This is a genomic window from Vreelandella lionensis, assembly GCF_002087295.1.
Lineage (GTDB): Bacteria > Pseudomonadota > Gammaproteobacteria > Pseudomonadales > Halomonadaceae > Vreelandella > Vreelandella lionensis.
In genome coordinates this window covers 47,646-64,782 of the sequence record NZ_MWVI01000074.1, presented here as the reverse complement: position 1 = coordinate 64,782, position 17,137 = coordinate 47,646, and the positions used below count along the sequence as shown (strand labels likewise).

Here is a 17,137-nt window from a genome sequence, read left to right as displayed (position 1 = left end):
GATGACTCAGCGCTACCCGAGGTAGCGCTGATGTGAGCATTAAACCTCTAACAATCCTTGATCTAGCAGTGCCTGTTGAGTGGTCACTTGCAACTCTTCGAGCCTATTCAATACCCCTACTATCCACTCACCACCTTCGTGAAATGCGCCTTTTTCCAACAGCGCGGCATTCTTTGCAATAGCGGCACAGCCTAGCGATGCGGCGGCCCCCTTAAGCGAGTGTGCTTCCTTGCGCAACGATTCATTATCTCCCGCTAGCCAGCAAGTCCGTAAGCGGATAAGACGCTCTTCTAACCGGGTGAGAAACGCATTCAACAACGCATTAAGCGCAGCAGGGTCAAAAGCCTCCTGAAGCTCTGCGCAAATTTTGCGATCAAGCACGTCCAGTACGTCCCTCTCTGTTGGTGAGTCACTTGGCGCACTCTCCTGCTCGCTGACGGAGCATCCGCTTTGCTCGACACTCTCCATCGTCACGTCAGCGGTGGGAACGTAGCGACTGATGAGTTGATACAGCTCTTCCCGCGTGAACGGCTTATTGATCATGTCATCCATGCCGCTCTCGAAGCAGCGCTCGCGATGCTCTGGCATAACATTCGCGGTCATAGCCACAATGGGTAGCCTAGTCAGTGCATTCGCTGCTTCAAAGGCACGCCAGCGCAACGTGGTTTCAGGCCCATCTAGGATCGGCATTTGCATATCCATTAACACAAGATCAATGGCCGAGTACTCCTCTTGAAGCAGCTCCAATGCAGACCGCCCGTTGTCTGCAATCGTGACGCGCTGCCCTAATTGCTCCAACATCACTTTGGCCACAGTTTGGTTAATCGGATTGTCTTCCACAATTAAGATGTGATGGTTACTCACCAGTGTCGCTTGCTGTTCCGTGTGGTGATAAACCTCCACACCCTCTGCTTCCGGCAGGGCGCCCGAAAACAAGAAACGGCTCCCCAGCCCTACTTGGCTGGTCACGCCAATCTCACCGCCCATGGCATGCACGAGTCGCTTACAAATGGCGAGCCCCAGCCCTGTACCTTCGTGGCGACGCGCCATCGAAGTATCTACCTGCGAAAAGGCTGAAAAAAGGCGCTCTTGATCTGCCGCTTCAATACCGCACCCCGTGTCGTACACTTCGAACAGCAGTCGATGGTCATCACCTGGCGAGGCGTGAAACTTCACAAAACCCTCTTCAGTGAATTTCAGCGCGTTATTGATCAGATTCATCATGACTTGGCGAAGGCGAGCGATGTCGCCCACCACAAACCGAGGCAACGAAGGATCAATGGAGTAGTTAAACACGACCGATTTGCTCTTCTCCTGCAGCACATAGCCTGTACAGAGCGCTTCTATGCATTCACGCAGATCAAAAGTACGAGCATCTAAATCAAGCCGTCCGCTCTCTATTTTGGTGTAATCCAGAATATCGTTGATCACGGCGCGCAGGTTCTCAGCGCTGGGTTTGAGTGCCGATAGGTAAGCGTGGGCTTTAGGAGTATGTACTTCTTCACTCAGTAGGTCGGCCATACCCCCACCCCGTTGGGCGGCGTGCGAATTTCATGGCTCATCACCGCCATAAACTGGGATTTAGCTTGGCTAGCGATTTAAGCGCGTTTAGCCGTCTCTTTTAACTCTCGGCTCTTTACCTCTACCGCATGGGCCTTACGAATGCTGACCTTCCCTTCGATAAGTAGGGCGCGAACCAATAGACCGCCCGATAACATCAACGAGAGCAGTATGATTAATGCCAGCCCGTAGAGCTGCGTCATCTTTTCACGCTCTAGTGTGAGAAGTCGCGCCACGCTCGCGTTGGTCTCTATCAAGATGGTGCCGGTAATTTGCTGCAGTTGAACCGTGTGGTCCATTGCCTGACGAATTAGCTCGTTGTTTAGGGCGCTGGCATCGTCCCAAAGCGGCTCGATTAGGTGGTCGATGTCATGGATTACGGCGGCGGCTTGTTCTACCAGAGCATTCACGCCCTCAATTTTAGACACTGCCAGGTTGATTTCCCCCTGCTGAAACAGTGTCTTCCGGCTAAACAGTATTTCAAAACGCAGCAGCAAATCCTCGCTGCTCATGTGACCCAGCTGGCTATCCACCAGCATCAGATGAAACTCTCGTACCTCCCTATCGAATTGATCCCTGCCCATACGAGGTTTTCCAACAGCCTATTTTCGATGGCGTGCTGCCGCTGGAAAATCACTCCGCCCGTAATAATGGCAGATAGAAAAAAGAGGATCGCTGAAAAAGTGGCGACCCTCACACGACGCGAAAAGTAGTGTCTCAAAATGGGCAACATAGCTTTTACCTAGCAAGCGCGCGCCCGCTACTCGACCTCAATCCGCTTAACCTGCCACACGGAGCGGGTAAGAATCTCTTCGTTCAAGAGCGAGGGGTTTTCATCGAAGGGATAAATAATAAATAGCGGCCCGTGATCACGAATTCTCAGCTGCTGACCATCTGCCCGCATGGCCAAGATGACGTCATGATCATAAAAATCACTGACCGGCACTGTGGAGGAGTAGTCATTCAGCGCCACGACACTCAATTGATCTCCTTTAGCACCTGCAGCTTCTAATATCGCCCTCCCCAGCGGGCCTTCAAAACTGACGACTCCATCATGCCAAGGCGTGCTGGTCTTCGTGGTGCGCTGCGTGAGCGCTTCTAGCATCGCTTTATCGAAGTGAGCCTCATCACCTACATTGGTGTTTGTAATATTGCCTACCACTTCGAGTACAGCGCTCCCTACGGGCGCTTCAAGCGCATAGGCTGCGTTAGCAGAAAGCGCTCCAACAATTAAAAAAATAATCTTATTAATCAAAATCTTACTCATTTTTACCCCTCCCGATTGTAAGCGCAGTATAGCGCTGAGGTTTAAGCGTTAACTGTAAACCTTTGTGTCGTTCCCCTTACCTAAACTAGAATTAACGCATGAGTAGTCCCTCCCGGTGGTGTGAGATGTATCACACGATAAAAAATAGGTAATTCACTATGCATAACGGCGTGCTGGAAGATGATCTCGACCAACAAGCGTTTATCGAGCAGTGCCTGCTTTCTGCGGGGCATCAAGTCTCGCTCTTTGGTAGGGCAAGTGAGCTAAGGCGCGCGACACAAGATCAGCGCTTCGATTTTTTTATTATTGACTGGCGCCTGCCGGATGGCTGCGGCATGGATGTGGTGAGCCACTTACGTCAAAACGACGGTTGGCGTGGGCCCATTCTGTTTATTACGGCAAGTCAGGGGGAAGATGACGTGGTAAAGGCACTGGAACAAGGTGCCGACGATTTTCTAGCGAAGCCGCTACGCCCTAAGGAGTTTCTGGCGCGTGTCAGCACGCTGGGTCGGCGTGCCGGTTACGACACTCCCCGCCCTTCAGCGACCTGCCCCAGAGCGTTTTCGATTAATACCGACGAGCACACTATTAAGGTCGATGACCACGCTGTTGAGCTAACCGAGCGGGAGTATCGATTGGCAACCCTGTTCTTTTCCAAAGTGGGTGAGTTGTTAAGCCGCGCGCATTTGCTGGAACTGGTATGGGGAATAAAAGGCGATGTATCAACGCGCACAGTTGATACCCATGTAAGCCGATTGCGCCGCAAATTAGAGCTGGATGGCAGGCACGGCTTGCGCCTACGTAGCGTGTATCAATCGGGTTACCGCATGGAAGTGTGCAGTATCTCTACCGTAGAGCAAGCGGCCAATTGACATAAAAAAGCCGACCTTGCGGTCGGCCAAAAGCTGATGAGAGTCTGCAGACTGGCAAATTGACTGCAGTGATGCCTGGGGAAGGCATCGCCAAAACGCTGATTTAAGCGGCTTGGCGATGCCCTCTCAGGACGCCATAGCAAATAGAAGGTTGCCCCTTCTGTACATGACGCCCTTTGCGAGAGTAGCTGCCTTTGCCTTTCTTAGGCGTTTGCTGCTGCATTTTGAACATGGGCGTACGTAACTGTGCCTTTAGCGCGTTATCGCGAACCTTATGTTGTTTCACACTGTACTCCTGGTTTATTAAGAGAAGCTTAACAGGGCGGCGAGTAACAGACACCGCCCTTAAGAACAACCTCTGCGCCAACAGTTCCCCTTAGCGCGCAGGTTTTACGATAGAGTGGACTGCCTAGCTACCTAACGGCTGGTCGTCCCACTGTGGAGCAAAATCTGGGTTTGCAATACGCTCATGGCTATCCAGCTCAGCAATCTGTGCCATTTCTGACTCACTCAGGGTCAGTTTGAAAGCGTCGATGTTGCTTTGAATGTTGCGCGCCTTGGTGGACGACGGAATGGTCAGGTAGCCCAGTTGATGGATCCACGCCAAGGTTACTTGCGCCGGATTGACCTCGTGTGCATCCGCGATACGTTGTAGCACAGGCTCTTCGAGCACTTTACCTACGGCAAGCGGCATAAAGGCCGTCACTTTGATGCCCAGCTTCTCGCAGTGCTGCACTAAGCGGCGATTTTGCAGGAACGGGTGAACCTCAATCTGGTTTGTAAAGATCTCGCCCGCGCCTAAGATATCCACCGCTTCATCGAGCTGTGCAATGGTAAAGTTCGACACGCCGATATGGTGCGCTTTGCCCGCCTGCTTCACTTCTTTTAAGGCGGTTAAGTAGTCTGCCATGGGCACCGTATCATCCGGCGACGGCCCGTGGATAAGCAGCAGATCCACATAGTCGGTGCCCAGCTTTTCCAGGCTTTCATCGACACTGGCTTTCAGCGCGGCGGGTTCGAGCTTGTCGAACCACACTTTCGTGGTCAGAAAAATCTCTTCACGGGGAACGCTGCTAGAGGCAATCGCTTTGCCAACGCCCGCTTCGTTATCGTAAAACTGAGCGGTATCGATATGGCGGTAACCGGCCTCCAGGGCCGCGTGAATGCTCTTCGTTAACGTATCGCCTTCCAGGCGAAAAGTGCCAAAAACCGGGTTCGGAGCGTCATTGTGCATCCCTTCTCTCCTTTGCTTCATTTGATAGCGTGTTAACGAATATGGGGAGAGCACTCCAGGACTTCAACCCTGGCTTTTAACATTCTTTCGTAAAAAAACAACCACCCCGCCATCAGGCCTGCTGACAATGCTGCTCCTGTGCGCCCGTAGCAGCTGGGCTATGGGTCACCATACTGACCACACTCCCCACCATAATGAGGCAGGGCGATGGCAGCGGCTGAGCGGCGAGGCGTTCGGGCATATCGGCTAGCGTGCCCACCAGGGACTGCTGCTCGGGCTGGCTGGCGTTGGCCACCAGCATGATAGGCCACGTATCGGGCAGGCCCGCTTGGCGCAGGCCATGGCAAATGGCGGCCACCAAGGGTCTCGTCTTGACGCGCCAGCGACGCCCAGTCCGGCATACCGCCTTCCCGGCATAACTGAGCCGTAATAAAACCCACCTGCTGGGCGTGGCCGCGATCAGTAAGCGGGATCCCCATCCCCGCCGCTGCGGCGGAGGCGGCGGTAATACCCGGCACAATCTCTGCGGGCAGCTCGGCCTCTGCCAGAGCCGCTAACTCTTCGCCCATGCGCCCAAACACGCCGGGGTCGCCACCCTTCAAGCGCACTACCGATTTGCCTGCCTGGGCCAGGGAGACGATCAGCGCACCAATTTCTGCCTGCGGCATGCTGCGATGGCCGCTGGCTTTGCCGACGTAGTAGCGCGCGGTGCCCGGAGGAATGAGCCCTAACACCTCGTCCCCGACAAGGCGGTCATACACTACTGCGTCTGCCTGCATTAGCAACCGCGCGGCTTTTAACGTCAGCAGCTCGACATCGCCGCTGCCTGCGCCGACTAAATAGACGGTTCCCGGCTGGCACTCACCGCTTAACGGCAGGTGTAAACGAGCGGCGGTGTCGCGACTAAAAGGTGCCCACGCCCTCTGACCCAAGCGCCACAGCGCTTCAGGCCACTTCTGTGTTAGCTGTTTGCTTAGCGCGCGCATGGGGCCGCTCCTCTTCAAGTATCGCTTTTAGTTCGGGTAGGCAGCTGCCGCACTGGGTGCCGCAGGCCAGTCGTGCGCCTAACGCTTCTACGCTGGTATCGCCCGCATGAATCGCTTTCACAATGCTGGCTTGGCGAACCTGGTGGCAGCTGCACACCACCGGGCCGGTATCAACAGCACCATCATCGCACCCGGCCAGCAGGCGTCTACGGTGCTGTGTCTCCAGGGTAGCGTCATTGAAGCGCGCTTCAAGCCAGGCAAGCCCGGGCAGTTCGTCGGGTGGCCCCACCATCAACCACCAGCGCAGCCGCCCGTTCACTACTCCCGCTGCGCGCAGCCTACCCGTTGCCGGGTCGTCACACCACAAAGAGACAGGCATGCCGCGCCACGCTTCCACCTGCGCCAGCCAATCCTTAACTGGCTGGCTATCCGCTAGCTGCCAACGGGTGCAGCTTGCCATCGGAATGCGCGCCCAGTAGTCGCTGCGACACCAGGGCGATGGTTGCGTATCCAACTCGTTGGCTAGCAGCAGCGTCGCCTGCCAAGCAATGGGGAGTTTACTCACCGCCACCGCCCCCTGCTTGGCTTCCGGCTGCCCGGAGAGCGGGTCGGTATAGCCTTTAATCAGTGCACCGCTGCGACCCTGCTTGGTAAAGCAGTCGGTCCAGTGCATCGGCACGAAGACTTCGCCTCGGCGCTGGGCGTTGGAAACCCGCACCCGCCCACGGTACTCCCCGGCGGCAGCGGTCAACGTCGCCAAGCCCTGATCCGTTAAGCCTGCCTGAGCCGCATCGTCTGGGTGCAGCTCAATGAACGGTTCGGCGCGGTGGTTCATCAAGCGCGGCGCACGGGCGGTACGCGTCATGGTATGCCACTGATCCCGCACGCGACCGGTATTCAAGCGCAGCGGGTAGTCGTCGCTCAGCGGCTGCTCCGGTGGTCGCGGAGTAATCGGCAGCAGTTTGGCTCGGCCATTCGCGGTAGCAAACCGGCCATCTTCGAACAGCCTTGCCGTGCCGCGAGGAGCCTGCTGAGTCACGGGCCACTGGATCGGTGCGAGCGCATCATAAGCCGCTTGGCCCAGGCCTACCAGCCCTGAGATATCGAACAGCCGCTGAGTCTCGCCGCTATTCTCATAGCCAGAGAGGCGTGCGTGCACATCGCAAATCTCCCACGGGTGGGTATAGCTGAACGCCTCACTAAAACCTAAGCGCTTAGCCACTTCGCAGAGTATCCACCAGTCGTGCTTCGCTTCTCCGGGAGGAGGCAGCATCCCCCGCTGGCGGGAAATTCGCCGCTCTGAGTTGGTCACCGTGCCATCCTTCTCCGACCAACCCGACGCGGGCAGCACGATATCCGCAAAGGGCAGCAGGTCAGTATTGGCGACGCACTCCGAAACGATCACCAGCGGGCATTTTGCCAGCGCGCGGCGCACTTTCTCCCCATCCGGCATGCTCACCGCCGGATTGGTCGCCATCACCCACAGAGCGGTAATCTCGCCACGCTCGATGGCGTCAAAGAGTTCTACCGCCTTGTAACCCGGGGCGTCAGGCAGTGCCGGGGTTAAATGCTTGGTGGCCCAGAAGCGGCTGACTAATTCACGAGCGCCCGGCGTGTGGTAATCCATATGCGCCGCCAGTTGATTGGCTAGCCCGCCCACTTCTCGACCGCCCATGGCGTTGGGCTGGCCGGTGATCGAAAACGGCCCCGCCCCCGGCAGGCCGATTTTCCCGCCCGCTAAGTGGCAGTTGATAATCGCGTTGCACTTATCGGTACCGCTGGAGGATTGATTCACCCCCTGGGAGTAGAGCGTGACCACATGCAGCTGGCTGGCAAACCAGTAGTAGAAAGTTTCCAGGCGTTCAGGGTCCACATCGCACTCGCGGGCGACGGCTTCCACGCTGCCTGCACTCTCTCCTGCACTCTCTCCTACACTCTGTCCTGAATTCTGCCGAGCGGCACTCAGCGCATCTTCCAGCCCTTCGGTGTGTCGCTCCAGGTAAACGCTATCTAGGCGCTGGTGGTCAGCCATCCACGCCAGCAGCCCATTAAACAGGTAAGCATCGCTGCCCGGACGAATGCCCAGATAAAGATCGGCAATTTCGCAGGTGTCGGTCACTCGAGGGTCGATCACCACGACTCGCATCAGCGGGTTGCGCTCTTTGGCTACCTTCAAGCGCTGATAGAGCACCGGATGATTCCAGGCAAGGTTAGACCCTACCAGCACCACCAGTTCCGCCTCTTCTAAGTCTTCATAGCTGCAAGGCACCGCATCGGCACCAAAGGCGCGCTTGTAGCCCGCCACGGAAGACGCCATGCAGAGCCGCGAGTTGGTATCCAGGTGAGGGGTGCCCAAAAAGCCTTTAAACAGCTTGTTGGCAACGTAATAATCTTCGGTTAATAACTGGCCAGATAAATATGCCGCCACCGACTGCGGGCCATGGGCACTACGCTGCGCCTGCAAGCGTTCGGCGGTGGTGGGGAGCGCCTGCTCCCAAGAAACCTCTTTTCCATCCACGCGCGGCTTGAGCAAGCGCCCCTGCTCTCCCAGCGTTTCGTGCAGCGCGGTGCCTTTCACGCACAGGCGGCCGTAATTGGCTGGGTGCTCGCGGTCTCCTTCGACGGCGATGAGCTGCTCGTTCTCCAGCGTGGCGGTAACGCCGCAGCCGACGCCGCGGTAGGGGCAGGTGGTTCGGGCGAGCCGATTGGCCTGTGGCATGGCAGTTTCCTCCGGCGTTAAAAAGCAAAAAGCGCCAAAGCCAGCCTCGAAAGAAGCCTGCCTGGACGCCGTTGTCTCAGGGGCACCGCTTACCGGGTGCCGTACTCATCAGTGATTTGCTGCAGTTGGTATTATTCGACGCAATTAGTCGTTGTGATCGTTATGGGCAAAGACCCTGCACTGAGCCGTTGTTGCTTGTTACCAGAATAACTGCAAACCCTGCGCCCACGCTGCGCTAAAATCACTAAAGCATTTAATAAACAATCACTTAAAAACACACTCTGCATTTCTACTACTCGCCAAAGGAATGTTCTTTGTCGAATAAGCGGTTGAAGAGAGTGCATTAACCGCCGCTGTAAGCGCCAAAGTGGGGCAAGCCTAGCTAACCATGAGCGACCTGCCGCCTCCTCAAAAACGCTTAATACGCTGATTAGGCTGAATTAAATCCACCGACGGCAAAAGCTGGCGGGCTTTTTGCTCACCATAAGATAAGACAGTTCGGCAGCCAACGGCGGTTGCTGTTCGTTATCAACGACGCCAACGGGCAACGACGCCCCTGATACTCCCTTCTTGAAAGGGCTGTGTCAGGGGCGGTTTTTTTTTCTGAACATTTTGCTTCAACCACAGGAGCTACCTATGGAAACCGCTTCCCGGTGCTCACAGAACGAACACCTCGTCATTATCGGTAACGGCATGGCTTGCCACCGACTACTTGAAGCGCTGGTGAAACATCCGCAGCGTCCCCGCCGTATCACAGTGGTGGGTGAGGAGCCGGTACCTGCCTATAACCGCATTTTGCTCTCTCCTTTACTGGCGGGCGAACTGGCGCCTGAGGCGCTCACTCTGCAAGACGCCTCCTGGTACGCCGATAACAACATCACACTGACGCTTGGCGACCGCGTGACCTCCATCGACCGCGAACGCCGCCTGCTCCTCACGCATCGCGGCGACATCTTAAGCTATGACCGATTAGTGATGGCCACTGGCTCGCGCCCCACGCTGCCAGCGGTGCCTGGCATCACGCTTGACGGTGTTCATACGTTTCGTGACCTACGCGATGCCGACGCCTTAGAAGCTATTGCTCAGCAATGCGGCAACGCCGTGGTGATTGGCGGCGGCTTACTTGGATTGGAAGCCGCTGAAGGGCTGCGCAAACGGGGCGGTAGCGCGCTCACCGTCAGCGTTTTACAGCGCAGCGTGCGGTTGATGAACCGCCAGCTAGACACCACCGCCGCCCAATTGCTGGAAGCCACGCTGCGCGAGCGCGGCATCATCATTGAAACCGGCGCATCGCTTGCTGCCTTGGAGGATAACGGCCACGGGCAGGTGCAGTCGGTCACACTGAGCGATGGCCGGAAGCTAGCTGCCGACAGCGTGATTGTCGCGGCGGGTATTACCCCCCATGCGGAGCTAGGCCAGCAAAGCGGGCTTATATTCGACCGCGCCATTGTGGTGGGTGGGCACCTCACCACCTCAGACGACCACATTTATGCGCTGGGCGAATGCTGCCAGTTCGAGCAGCACACTTACGGGCTGGTGGAACCCATTTGGCGGCAGGTGGAGGTGCTTGCTGCCGTGCTGTGTGGTGAAACGCCAGCGGCGTATCAAGAAGCCCCCACGGCCACCAAACTCAAGGTCAGCGGTGTCAGCCTGTTTGCCTTTGGCCCCACCGAGCCCGCCGCCAAGCACGAAGAGCTTCGTTACCAAGACCCGGAAACCGGCGACTACTGCCGCCTGCTGCTCCATCAAGGCCGCTTAATTGGCGCGGTGCTGTATGGCGATACCCGTCACGGCCCCTGGTATTTCGAGCAGGCGCTGGCCGCGACCGACCTAACCGCGTGCCGCCACCTGTTGCTGTTTGGCGCAACCGATGCCCAAACAGCGCTCGATAACCATCTCGACAACCCTCTCGACACCCTGTCATCCCCTTTATCTCTCACCCGTGAGGCGGCTTAGCTATGGTGAATCACACAATGTCTACTCCAACCACGTCTTCCAACACGCAAAAGTTGATCATTGTAGGCAACGGCATGGTCGGCCACCATTTTGCCGAGCAGCTCGTGGAAAGCGGCGCGCTGGCAGGGTTTGAGGTGACGATTTTTGGCGAAGAGCGCCACCGCGCCTACGATCGCGTGCACTTATCCGAGTACTTTAGCGGCCGCGATGCGGAGTCACTGGCGCTGTGCGATGGCGATTACTACCACACCCACGGCATTCAACTACGCAGCGGCGAAGCGGTCACCGCGATTGACCGCGAACAGCAGCTGGTGGTGACCGAACAAGGCCACTACGCCTATGACCAGCTCGTGCTGGCCACCGGCTCTTTTCCCTTTGTGCCGCCCATTCCCGGCAACGACAGCAAAGGCTGCTTGGTTTACCGCACCCTGGATGACTTGGATGCCATTCAGGCAGCGGCCAAAAACGCCACCAACGGCGTGGTGGTCGGTGGTGGTCTGCTCGGTTTGGAAGCCGCCAACGCGCTGCGCGGGCTGAACCTGGATACCGCCGTGGTGGAGTTCGCCCCGCGCCTGATGCCCATGCAGGTAGATAGCGAAGGCGGCGAGCTGCTGAAAGAGAAAATCGAAGCTCTTGGCGTTCAGGTACTCACCGAAAGGGCCACCCAGCGTATCGAACCCGGCGACAACAGCCGCCTGCGGATGGTCTTCCAAGACGACAAAGTGCTGGAAACCGACCTGATCGTCTTCTCCGCCGGTATTCGCCCCCAGGATACGCTCGCCCGGGAGTGCGGCTTGACCATTGGCGAGCGCGGCGGCGTGGTGATCGATGACCAGTGCCGCACCAACGTCCCGAATATCCTCGCCATCGGCGAAGTAGCGCTGTGGAATCAGAGCATCTTTGGCCTCGTGGCGCCTGGCTACCAAATGGCCAAAACGGCCGTCGCCACGCTGACGGGGGGCGATATTTGTTTTAGCGGCGCCGATATGAGCACCAAACTAAAACTGCTGGGTGTGGATGTCGGCTCCATTGGCGATGCCCACGGCAACCAAAACCCTGGCGCCCGCATGTTCCGATACCTCGACCCGCTCACCCAGGTCTACCGCAAACTGGTCGTCACCAGCGACGGTAAGAAGCTGCTGGGGGCCATGCTGGTGGGCGATAACAGTGTGTATGACACGCTGTTGCAGTACTACGCCAACGGCATCGAGCTGCCTAAGGAACCCGCATCGCTTATTCTGCCGCAACAAAGCGGTGCTGCCCCGGCGCTGGGGCCGGATGCCTTGCCGGAAACGGCGATGATCTGCTCCTGCCACAACGTGACGAAAGGCAGCATCTGCAGTGCCATCGACGCGGGCGCGGCTGACCTTGGCAGCGTTAAAGGCGCCACCAAAGCCAGCACCGGCTGCGGGGGCTGCGCGGCGCTGCTCAAAAGCGTAGTGGATCACGAATTGGAGGCCCGCGGCGTCGAAGTGGATAAATCGATCTGCGAGCACTTCGCCCATACCCGCCAAGGGCTTTACGACATCGTACGTGTCGAAGGCATCAAGACATTCAGCGAGCTAATGGAGAAGCACGGCAATGCCGAGACGCATCGCCTCGGCTGTGATATCTGCAAACCGGCGGTGGCCTCGATTCTCGCCTCCTGCTTCAACGAACCGATTACCGATGCCGCCCACGTGCCGCTGCAGGACACCAACCACACCTTCATGGCCAATATGCAGAAAAACGCCACCTACTCGGTAGGGCAGCGCATTGCGGGCGGTGAAATCACTCCCGATAAGCTGGTGGTGCTAGGGCAAGTGGCCCAGAAGTACCAGCTCTACACAAAGATTGCCGGTGGCCAGCGCATTGACCTGTTCGGCGCACGGCTGGAAGACCTGCCCGCCATTTGGGGCGAACTGATCGACGCAGGCTTTGAGACCGGCCACGCCTACGGCAAGTCGCTGCGCACGGTGAAATCCTGTGTAGGCAGCACTTGGTGTCGCTACGGCGTACAGGACAGCGTGGGCGTGGCAATTCAGCTTGAGAACCGTTACAAGGGCCTGCGCGCACCGCACAAGATCAAGTTCGGGGTTTCCGGCTGTACCCGGGAGTGCGCCGAAGCGCAGAGCAAAGACATTGGCATTATCGCCACCGAAAACGGCTGGAACCTCTACGTGTGCGGCAACGGCGACATGCGCCCCCGCCATGCGGAACTCTTCGCCACCGATTTAGATGACGAGCAGCTCTACCGCCCCATCGACCGCTTTTTGATGTTCTACGTACGCACCGCTGACCGTTTGCAGCGAACCTCGGTATGGCGGGAAAACCTGGAGGGGGGGCTAGACTACCCGAAAGAGGGGATTCTGGGAAGAAAGCCTGGGTATCAGCGATGAGCTGGAGCGCCAAATGCAGCACGTGGTGGATAGCTACCAGTGCGAGTGGGCCAACGCCATCAGCGACCCCGAAAAGCTCAAGCGCTTTAGAAGCTTTGTGAATGATGCGCGGCCCGACCCTTCCATCATCATGACTTCCGAGCGCGGCCAGCTGCGCCCTGCTTAACCCAGTGACCAAAGAATCGAGGACGACCATGACCGCTACCGTACTCAAACTAACGAACCGCAACGACACTTGGCAGCCGCTCTGCACCAGAGCAGACCTCGTGCCCTTTTCCGGCGTTGCCGCTTGGCTGAACACACCGGAAGGCCCCGCCCAAGTGGCGCTGTTCTATTTGCCCGGCCACGCGCAAGAGCTCTATGCCCTGGACCACTTCGATCCTTTCTCGAAGGCCTATGTGATTGCCCGCGGCATCGTCGGCGATATCAAAGGCAGCCCCGTGGTGGCCTCTCCGCTCTACAAGCAGCACTTCCGCCTGGAAGATGGCCAATGCCTGGAGGAGGATGAGGTACAGCTACGCAATTGGCGCGTCGCCTTCAAAGGCGATGAAGTATGGGTGGAAGGCTAGCCGAACGCTTGCTTCTACAACGCCACCTGCAATGCAAACAGCCGCGCCGCCTATCCAGGCGGCGCGGCTGTTTGAGAGTGAATGCTACTTATTGATCCAGAAACCGAATCAGCGCCTGATTGAACGCCTCGGGGTGAGTCGCATTAAGCCCATGCGGGCCACCCTCAATCACTTCTAGCGAAGCGTTGGGCAGAAGCTCGACGGCGCGCTTGCCGCTTACTTCCAGCGGTACGATACCGTCTGAATCCCCGTGTAGGACCAGCGTCGGAGCGTCAATCTTGGGTAAAACCTTGCGGAAGTCGGTGTAGCTAAACGCTTTGATACAGTCGTAGGTCGCTTTTGGCGAGGTGAACGCCGCAATATCGCGGTGATAAAGCCGGTTCGGTTCGCTGATCAGGTCGCTCTTGTCATTGGCGGTAAAGAAGCTCTTGGTGAAGTCATCCAAGAAGGCGATGCGGTCGCCCTTCACGCCTTCCAGGAACTGGTGAATCGTGGCATCGTCCAGGCCGCCTTCCCGGGTTGTCGTCGGTTTTATACAGATACGGGGCACCGCCGCTGCCAACACCGCCTTGTTGACACGCTCGGTGCCGTAGCTCGACAAATAGCGTGCGACTTCGCCGCCGCCCCTGGAGAGCCCACCAGGGTCGCGTCGTTGAGATCCAGTGCGTCCAGCAGCTTTTTTAGGTCAGAGGCGAGGGTATCGTAGTCATAACCGCCATCCGCTTGGGTCGAGCGGCCAAAACCACGGCGGTCATAGGTCACCACCTTATAGCCCGCCTCCACCAGCGCAGGCACCTGCTTTTCCCAAGAGCGGCCACTCAGTGGCCAACCGTGAATCAGTACGACCGGTTTTCCTGCCCCGTGAACCTCGTAATAAATCTCAACCGGTGTGCCCTGCTCCGTCCCTGCATTCAGAAATGGCATCGCATCAACCTCCTGGTTTGGGTTTACGGAAAACGTTATTCAAGGCTAGTACAACGCTTTCCCGGTTGCCAAATAGCTCTGCGAGGCGTTCATTCAGCGGTATCATCAGGGCAAAGTTGCTATGCTTGCCAGCCTCTTGATTCGGTAGGCATGGGAGCCATACGTTCGTGAAGACAGAATCCAGTACGTTAGCCTTTTCCGCCTTCATGGCGCTGCTCATTGGCTGTGCCGGTATCGTGGCCACCCTGGCCTCGAACTCCCAGGCCATCCTATTGGATGGCTTGTTCAATCCTATCTACTTTAGCGTAGCGCTGGTGACCATCAAGGTCAGCAAGCTTGCCAGCCGCCCAGATAGCGAGTCATACCCCTTTGGCTACAGCTACTTCGAGTCGCTGGTTAATTTATGCAAAGGTTTGCTGATTTTGGGGGTATCGATCTTCGCGCTGGTGGATGCCGTAGCGGCGCTGCTGACTGGCGGGCGAGAAATTTCAGCGGGGCTTGCGGTGATTTATGCGCTGTTTGCGACCGCCGCCTGCTCGCTTACCGCCTGGGTCATGCACCGCAGCCAGCGCCATGTCAGTAGCCCCTTGGTCGCCGCCGACAAACTAAACTGGCTGGTCAACAGCGTGATTTCAGGGGCCGTCCTGGCGGCTTTTTGCTTCGTGATGCTCTTTGAACGCCTCGGCTGGCGAGCGGTGTTGCCCTATGTGGATTCCGTGTTGGTGATTGCAGTGGTGGTGCTCTGCCTGGGGGTGCCCGTACGTATGGCGTCGCAAGCGTTAAGAGAGCTGCTCAACAAAACCCCAGAAGAAGCCGTCGCTGAACCGGTGCGCCAAGCCGTCGCCCGTGGCCTTGCCGATATCGATACTTTGGAAGTGCGCGTGCGTATGGTGCGCCCCGGCCGCCTGCTCTACGTCATCGTCCACGTGGTACTCCCCAAAGAGCTGCCCGAAGCGACCCTGGCGAACCAGGACGCGCTGCGTCAGCGCATCGATGAAGAAGTGCGCCGCTACTACTCGCCCGTGGTGTGCGACGTGGTTTTCACCGCTGACAACCGCTGGGCAGCGCCCTCTTGTGGGCTGCTGGTGGAGAAATCCGCTAGCTAACCCCTGACACGTAAAGAGCGGCTCGAAGGCCGCTCTTTACTCGCTTACCGGTCTACCGGTTTCTCTTCTTTTACCGGCCACACATCCTCATCCACCAACTCTGGATTTTTAAGTATGGCGGGGTCGAACAGCGGTTCCTCAATGCCGTGGCGACGCTGGCGCTCGTAATCCTTCAACACCGAGACCGCAATAGGTGCCATCAAGAGAATGGCAAACAGGTTGGTGGTGGCCATTAGCCCCATCGCCAGGTCGGCAAAGTCCCAGACCACGCTGAGTTCTGCAACGGAGCCTAGCAATACCATGGCGAGGATAATGATCTTAAACACACCGACCGCTTTTTTGGCGTGGCGGCGGAACAGGTATTCAATGTTCACTGACGAGAACGAGAAGTTCGCCAGAATGGAGGTAAAGGCAAAGAACAGAATCGCGATGGCGATAAAGATCTCACCAAAGCCCCCCAGATGGTCCACCATGGCATCTTGGGTCAACTGGATCCCTTCGATACTCTCCCCCGGCGACTCGGACAGCAGCCGCTCGTATACACCAGAGAGTAGAATCACCACCGCTGTGCAGCTACAAATCACGATGGTATCGACAAAGACCCCAAAGGATTGCACCAGCCCTTGGGCCGCTGGGTGCTTCACGGTGGCCTGGGCGGCTGCGTTCGGGGTCGAGCCCATACCCGCCTCATTGGAAAACAATCCCCGCTTGATGCCGTTTTCCATGGCGGCTTTGATGGCGTAACCCGCCGCGCCACCTACCGCCGGGCCTAAGCCAAAGGCGCTCATCACGATCAGCGAAAGCATATCGGGCACGGCGGAGAGGTTGGCAAACAGAATCCATAGCGCCACCAGCAGATAGGCAATCGCCATCACCGGCACAATCTTCTCGGCCGTACGTGCTACCGATTTCAGGCCGCCATAGATGACAAAGCCTGCCAACACGGCAATGACCACGCCGGTCAGCCAGTTAGGAACACCAAACGCACCGTTCATGCCCTGGGCAATGGTATTGGATTGCGCCGCGTTAAATGCCAGCCCGTAGGCAATGATCAAGAACACCGCAAACAGCGAACCAAGCCAGCGCAAGCCCAGGCAACGTTCGATATAGAACGCAGGACCACCGCGAAAGACGCCATCTTCATGGCGGTGCTTATACACCTGCGCCAACGTCGATTTGATAAACGACGTTGCAAACCCTAATAGCGCGGTCACCCACATCCAAAAGATCGCCCCAGGGCCACCAATCCACAGCGCCAAAGCGACCCCCGCCAAATTACCGGTACCGACCCGTGCCGCCATGGAAGTCGCGAATGCCTGAAAGCCACTGATGCCGTCACCCGCGCCGCGTGCGGTAAAGGTCACGTGGGCCATGTGCCGAAACAGACGAAACTGCATACCACGCGTCATGACCGTGAATAGCAGGCCTGCACCCAGCAGCAGGTAAACAAGAATGTAGCTCCAGATAAAGTTGCTGACGGGCATCATGACCGCATATAAACCATCACGAAGTGGCCCTAGCACTGTTTCTAATATTTCCATCGCCTATCACTCCCTGTGGTTGTAT

Annotated in this window: 11 protein-coding genes and 3 pseudogenes; 5 read left to right on the top strand and 9 right to left on the bottom strand. The window is 57.5% G+C overall.

Annotated elements, in window-relative coordinates; translation table 11 throughout:
* Positions 1-39: 39 nt before the first annotated feature.
* From B4967_RS10445 to B4967_RS10440, 3 genes are all read right to left on the bottom strand, one after another.
* The gene (locus B4967_RS10445; protein WP_243470506.1) at positions 40-1,521 is read right to left on the bottom strand and encodes an ATP-binding protein; all 1,482 of its coding nucleotides are present in this window, start codon (positions 1,519-1,521) and stop codon (positions 40-42) included.
* A 77-nt stretch (positions 1,522-1,598) separates the two neighbouring features.
* Complete coding sequence (locus tag B4967_RS19415; RefSeq protein ID WP_243470505.1) at positions 1,599-2,144, bottom strand: hypothetical protein; 546 nt, start codon at positions 2,142-2,144, stop codon at positions 1,599-1,601.
* Positions 2,145-2,320: 176 nt separating this feature from the next.
* On the bottom strand, positions 2,321-2,827 hold the full coding sequence (locus B4967_RS10440) for a putative pterin-binding protein (protein ID WP_083025108.1): 507 nt from the start codon (positions 2,825-2,827) through the stop codon (positions 2,321-2,323).
* Positions 2,828-2,985: 158 nt separating this feature from the next.
* On the opposite strand from B4967_RS10440, the gene B4967_RS10435 reads away from it, so the two are divergent.
* Entirely contained in the window at positions 2,986-3,699 is a 714-nt protein-coding gene (locus B4967_RS10435) for a response regulator transcription factor (RefSeq protein ID WP_083025106.1), read from the top strand.
* Between the two features lie 103 nt (positions 3,700-3,802).
* Here the strand turns inward: B4967_RS10435 and arfA are convergent, their stop codons facing one another.
* From arfA to B4967_RS10415, 4 genes and pseudogenes are all read right to left on the bottom strand, one after another.
* Positions 3,803-3,985, bottom strand: coding sequence for an alternative ribosome rescue factor ArfA (gene arfA / locus B4967_RS10430; protein WP_139794468.1), 183 nt, complete (start codon positions 3,983-3,985; stop codon positions 3,803-3,805).
* A gap of 123 nt (positions 3,986-4,108) precedes the next feature.
* A complete protein-coding gene (gene dkgB, locus B4967_RS10425) occupies positions 4,109-4,933 on the bottom strand; it encodes a 2,5-didehydrogluconate reductase DkgB (RefSeq protein ID WP_083025104.1) in 825 nt (274 codons plus the stop codon).
* A 112-nt stretch (positions 4,934-5,045) separates the two neighbouring features.
* A pseudogene (gene cobA / locus B4967_RS10420) lies at positions 5,046-5,919 on the bottom strand (uroporphyrinogen-III C-methyltransferase).
* Positions 5,879-8,638: a nitrate reductase gene (locus tag B4967_RS10415; RefSeq protein WP_083025103.1), complete on the bottom strand. Its 2,760-nt coding sequence runs from the start codon at positions 8,636-8,638 to the stop codon at positions 5,879-5,881. The pseudogene cobA and the gene B4967_RS10415 overlap by 41 nt, the downstream one beginning before the upstream one ends.
* 636 nt (positions 8,639-9,274) lie before the next feature.
* On the opposite strand from B4967_RS10415, the gene B4967_RS10410 reads away from it, so the two are divergent.
* The 3 genes and pseudogenes from B4967_RS10410 to nirD all read left to right on the top strand — a co-directional run bounded on the left by B4967_RS10410 (position 9,275) and on the right by nirD (position 13,541).
* The gene (locus tag B4967_RS10410; protein ID WP_083025101.1) at positions 9,275-10,594 is read left to right on the top strand and encodes an NAD(P)/FAD-dependent oxidoreductase; all 1,320 of its coding nucleotides are present in this window, start codon (positions 9,275-9,277) and stop codon (positions 10,592-10,594) included.
* Positions 10,595-10,611: 17 nt separating this feature from the next.
* A pseudogene (nirB, locus tag B4967_RS10405) lies at positions 10,612-13,138 on the top strand (nitrite reductase large subunit NirB).
* Between the two features lie 28 nt (positions 13,139-13,166).
* Complete coding sequence (gene nirD, locus B4967_RS10400; RefSeq protein ID WP_083025099.1) at positions 13,167-13,541, top strand: nitrite reductase small subunit NirD; 375 nt, start codon at positions 13,167-13,169, stop codon at positions 13,539-13,541.
* 88 nt (positions 13,542-13,629) lie between these two features.
* Here the strand turns inward: nirD and B4967_RS10395 are convergent.
* A pseudogene (locus B4967_RS10395) lies at positions 13,630-14,465 on the bottom strand (alpha/beta fold hydrolase).
* 167 nt (positions 14,466-14,632) lie between these two features.
* Between B4967_RS10395 and B4967_RS10390 the strand changes: the two are divergent.
* The gene (locus B4967_RS10390) at positions 14,633-15,571 is read left to right on the top strand and encodes a cation diffusion facilitator family transporter (protein WP_083025097.1); all 939 of its coding nucleotides are present in this window, start codon (positions 14,633-14,635) and stop codon (positions 15,569-15,571) included.
* A 44-nt stretch (positions 15,572-15,615) separates the two neighbouring features.
* Here the strand turns inward: B4967_RS10390 and B4967_RS10385 are convergent, their stop codons facing one another.
* The gene (locus B4967_RS10385) at positions 15,616-17,112 is read right to left on the bottom strand and encodes an alanine/glycine:cation symporter family protein (RefSeq protein ID WP_083025091.1); all 1,497 of its coding nucleotides are present in this window, start codon (positions 17,110-17,112) and stop codon (positions 15,616-15,618) included.
* Positions 17,113-17,137: the final 25 nt, after the last annotated feature.

Coding starts and splice junctions, on each gene's coding strand:
- B4967_RS10445 (WP_243470506.1), bottom strand. CDS start 1,521: ATGGCCGACCTACTGAGTGAAGAAGTACATACTCCTAAAGCCCACGCT.
- B4967_RS19415 (WP_243470505.1), bottom strand. CDS start 2,144: ATGGGCAGGGATCAATTCGATAGGGAGGTACGAGAGTTTCATCTGATG.
- B4967_RS10440 (WP_083025108.1), bottom strand. CDS start 2,827: ATGAGTAAGATTTTGATTAATAAGATTATTTTTTTAATTGTTGGAGCG.
- B4967_RS10435 (WP_083025106.1), top strand. CDS start 2,986: ATGCATAACGGCGTGCTGGAAGATGATCTCGACCAACAAGCGTTTATC.
- dkgB (WP_083025104.1), bottom strand. CDS start 4,933: ATGCACAATGACGCTCCGAACCCGGTTTTTGGCACTTTTCGCCTGGAA.
- B4967_RS10415 (WP_083025103.1), bottom strand. CDS start 8,638: ATGCCACAGGCCAATCGGCTCGCCCGAACCACCTGCCCCTACCGCGGC.
- B4967_RS10410 (WP_083025101.1), top strand. CDS start 9,275: ATGGAAACCGCTTCCCGGTGCTCACAGAACGAACACCTCGTCATTATC.
- nirD (WP_083025099.1), top strand. CDS start 13,167: ATGACCGCTACCGTACTCAAACTAACGAACCGCAACGACACTTGGCAG.
- B4967_RS10385 (WP_083025091.1), bottom strand. CDS start 17,112: ATGGAAATATTAGAAACAGTGCTAGGGCCACTTCGTGATGGTTTATAT.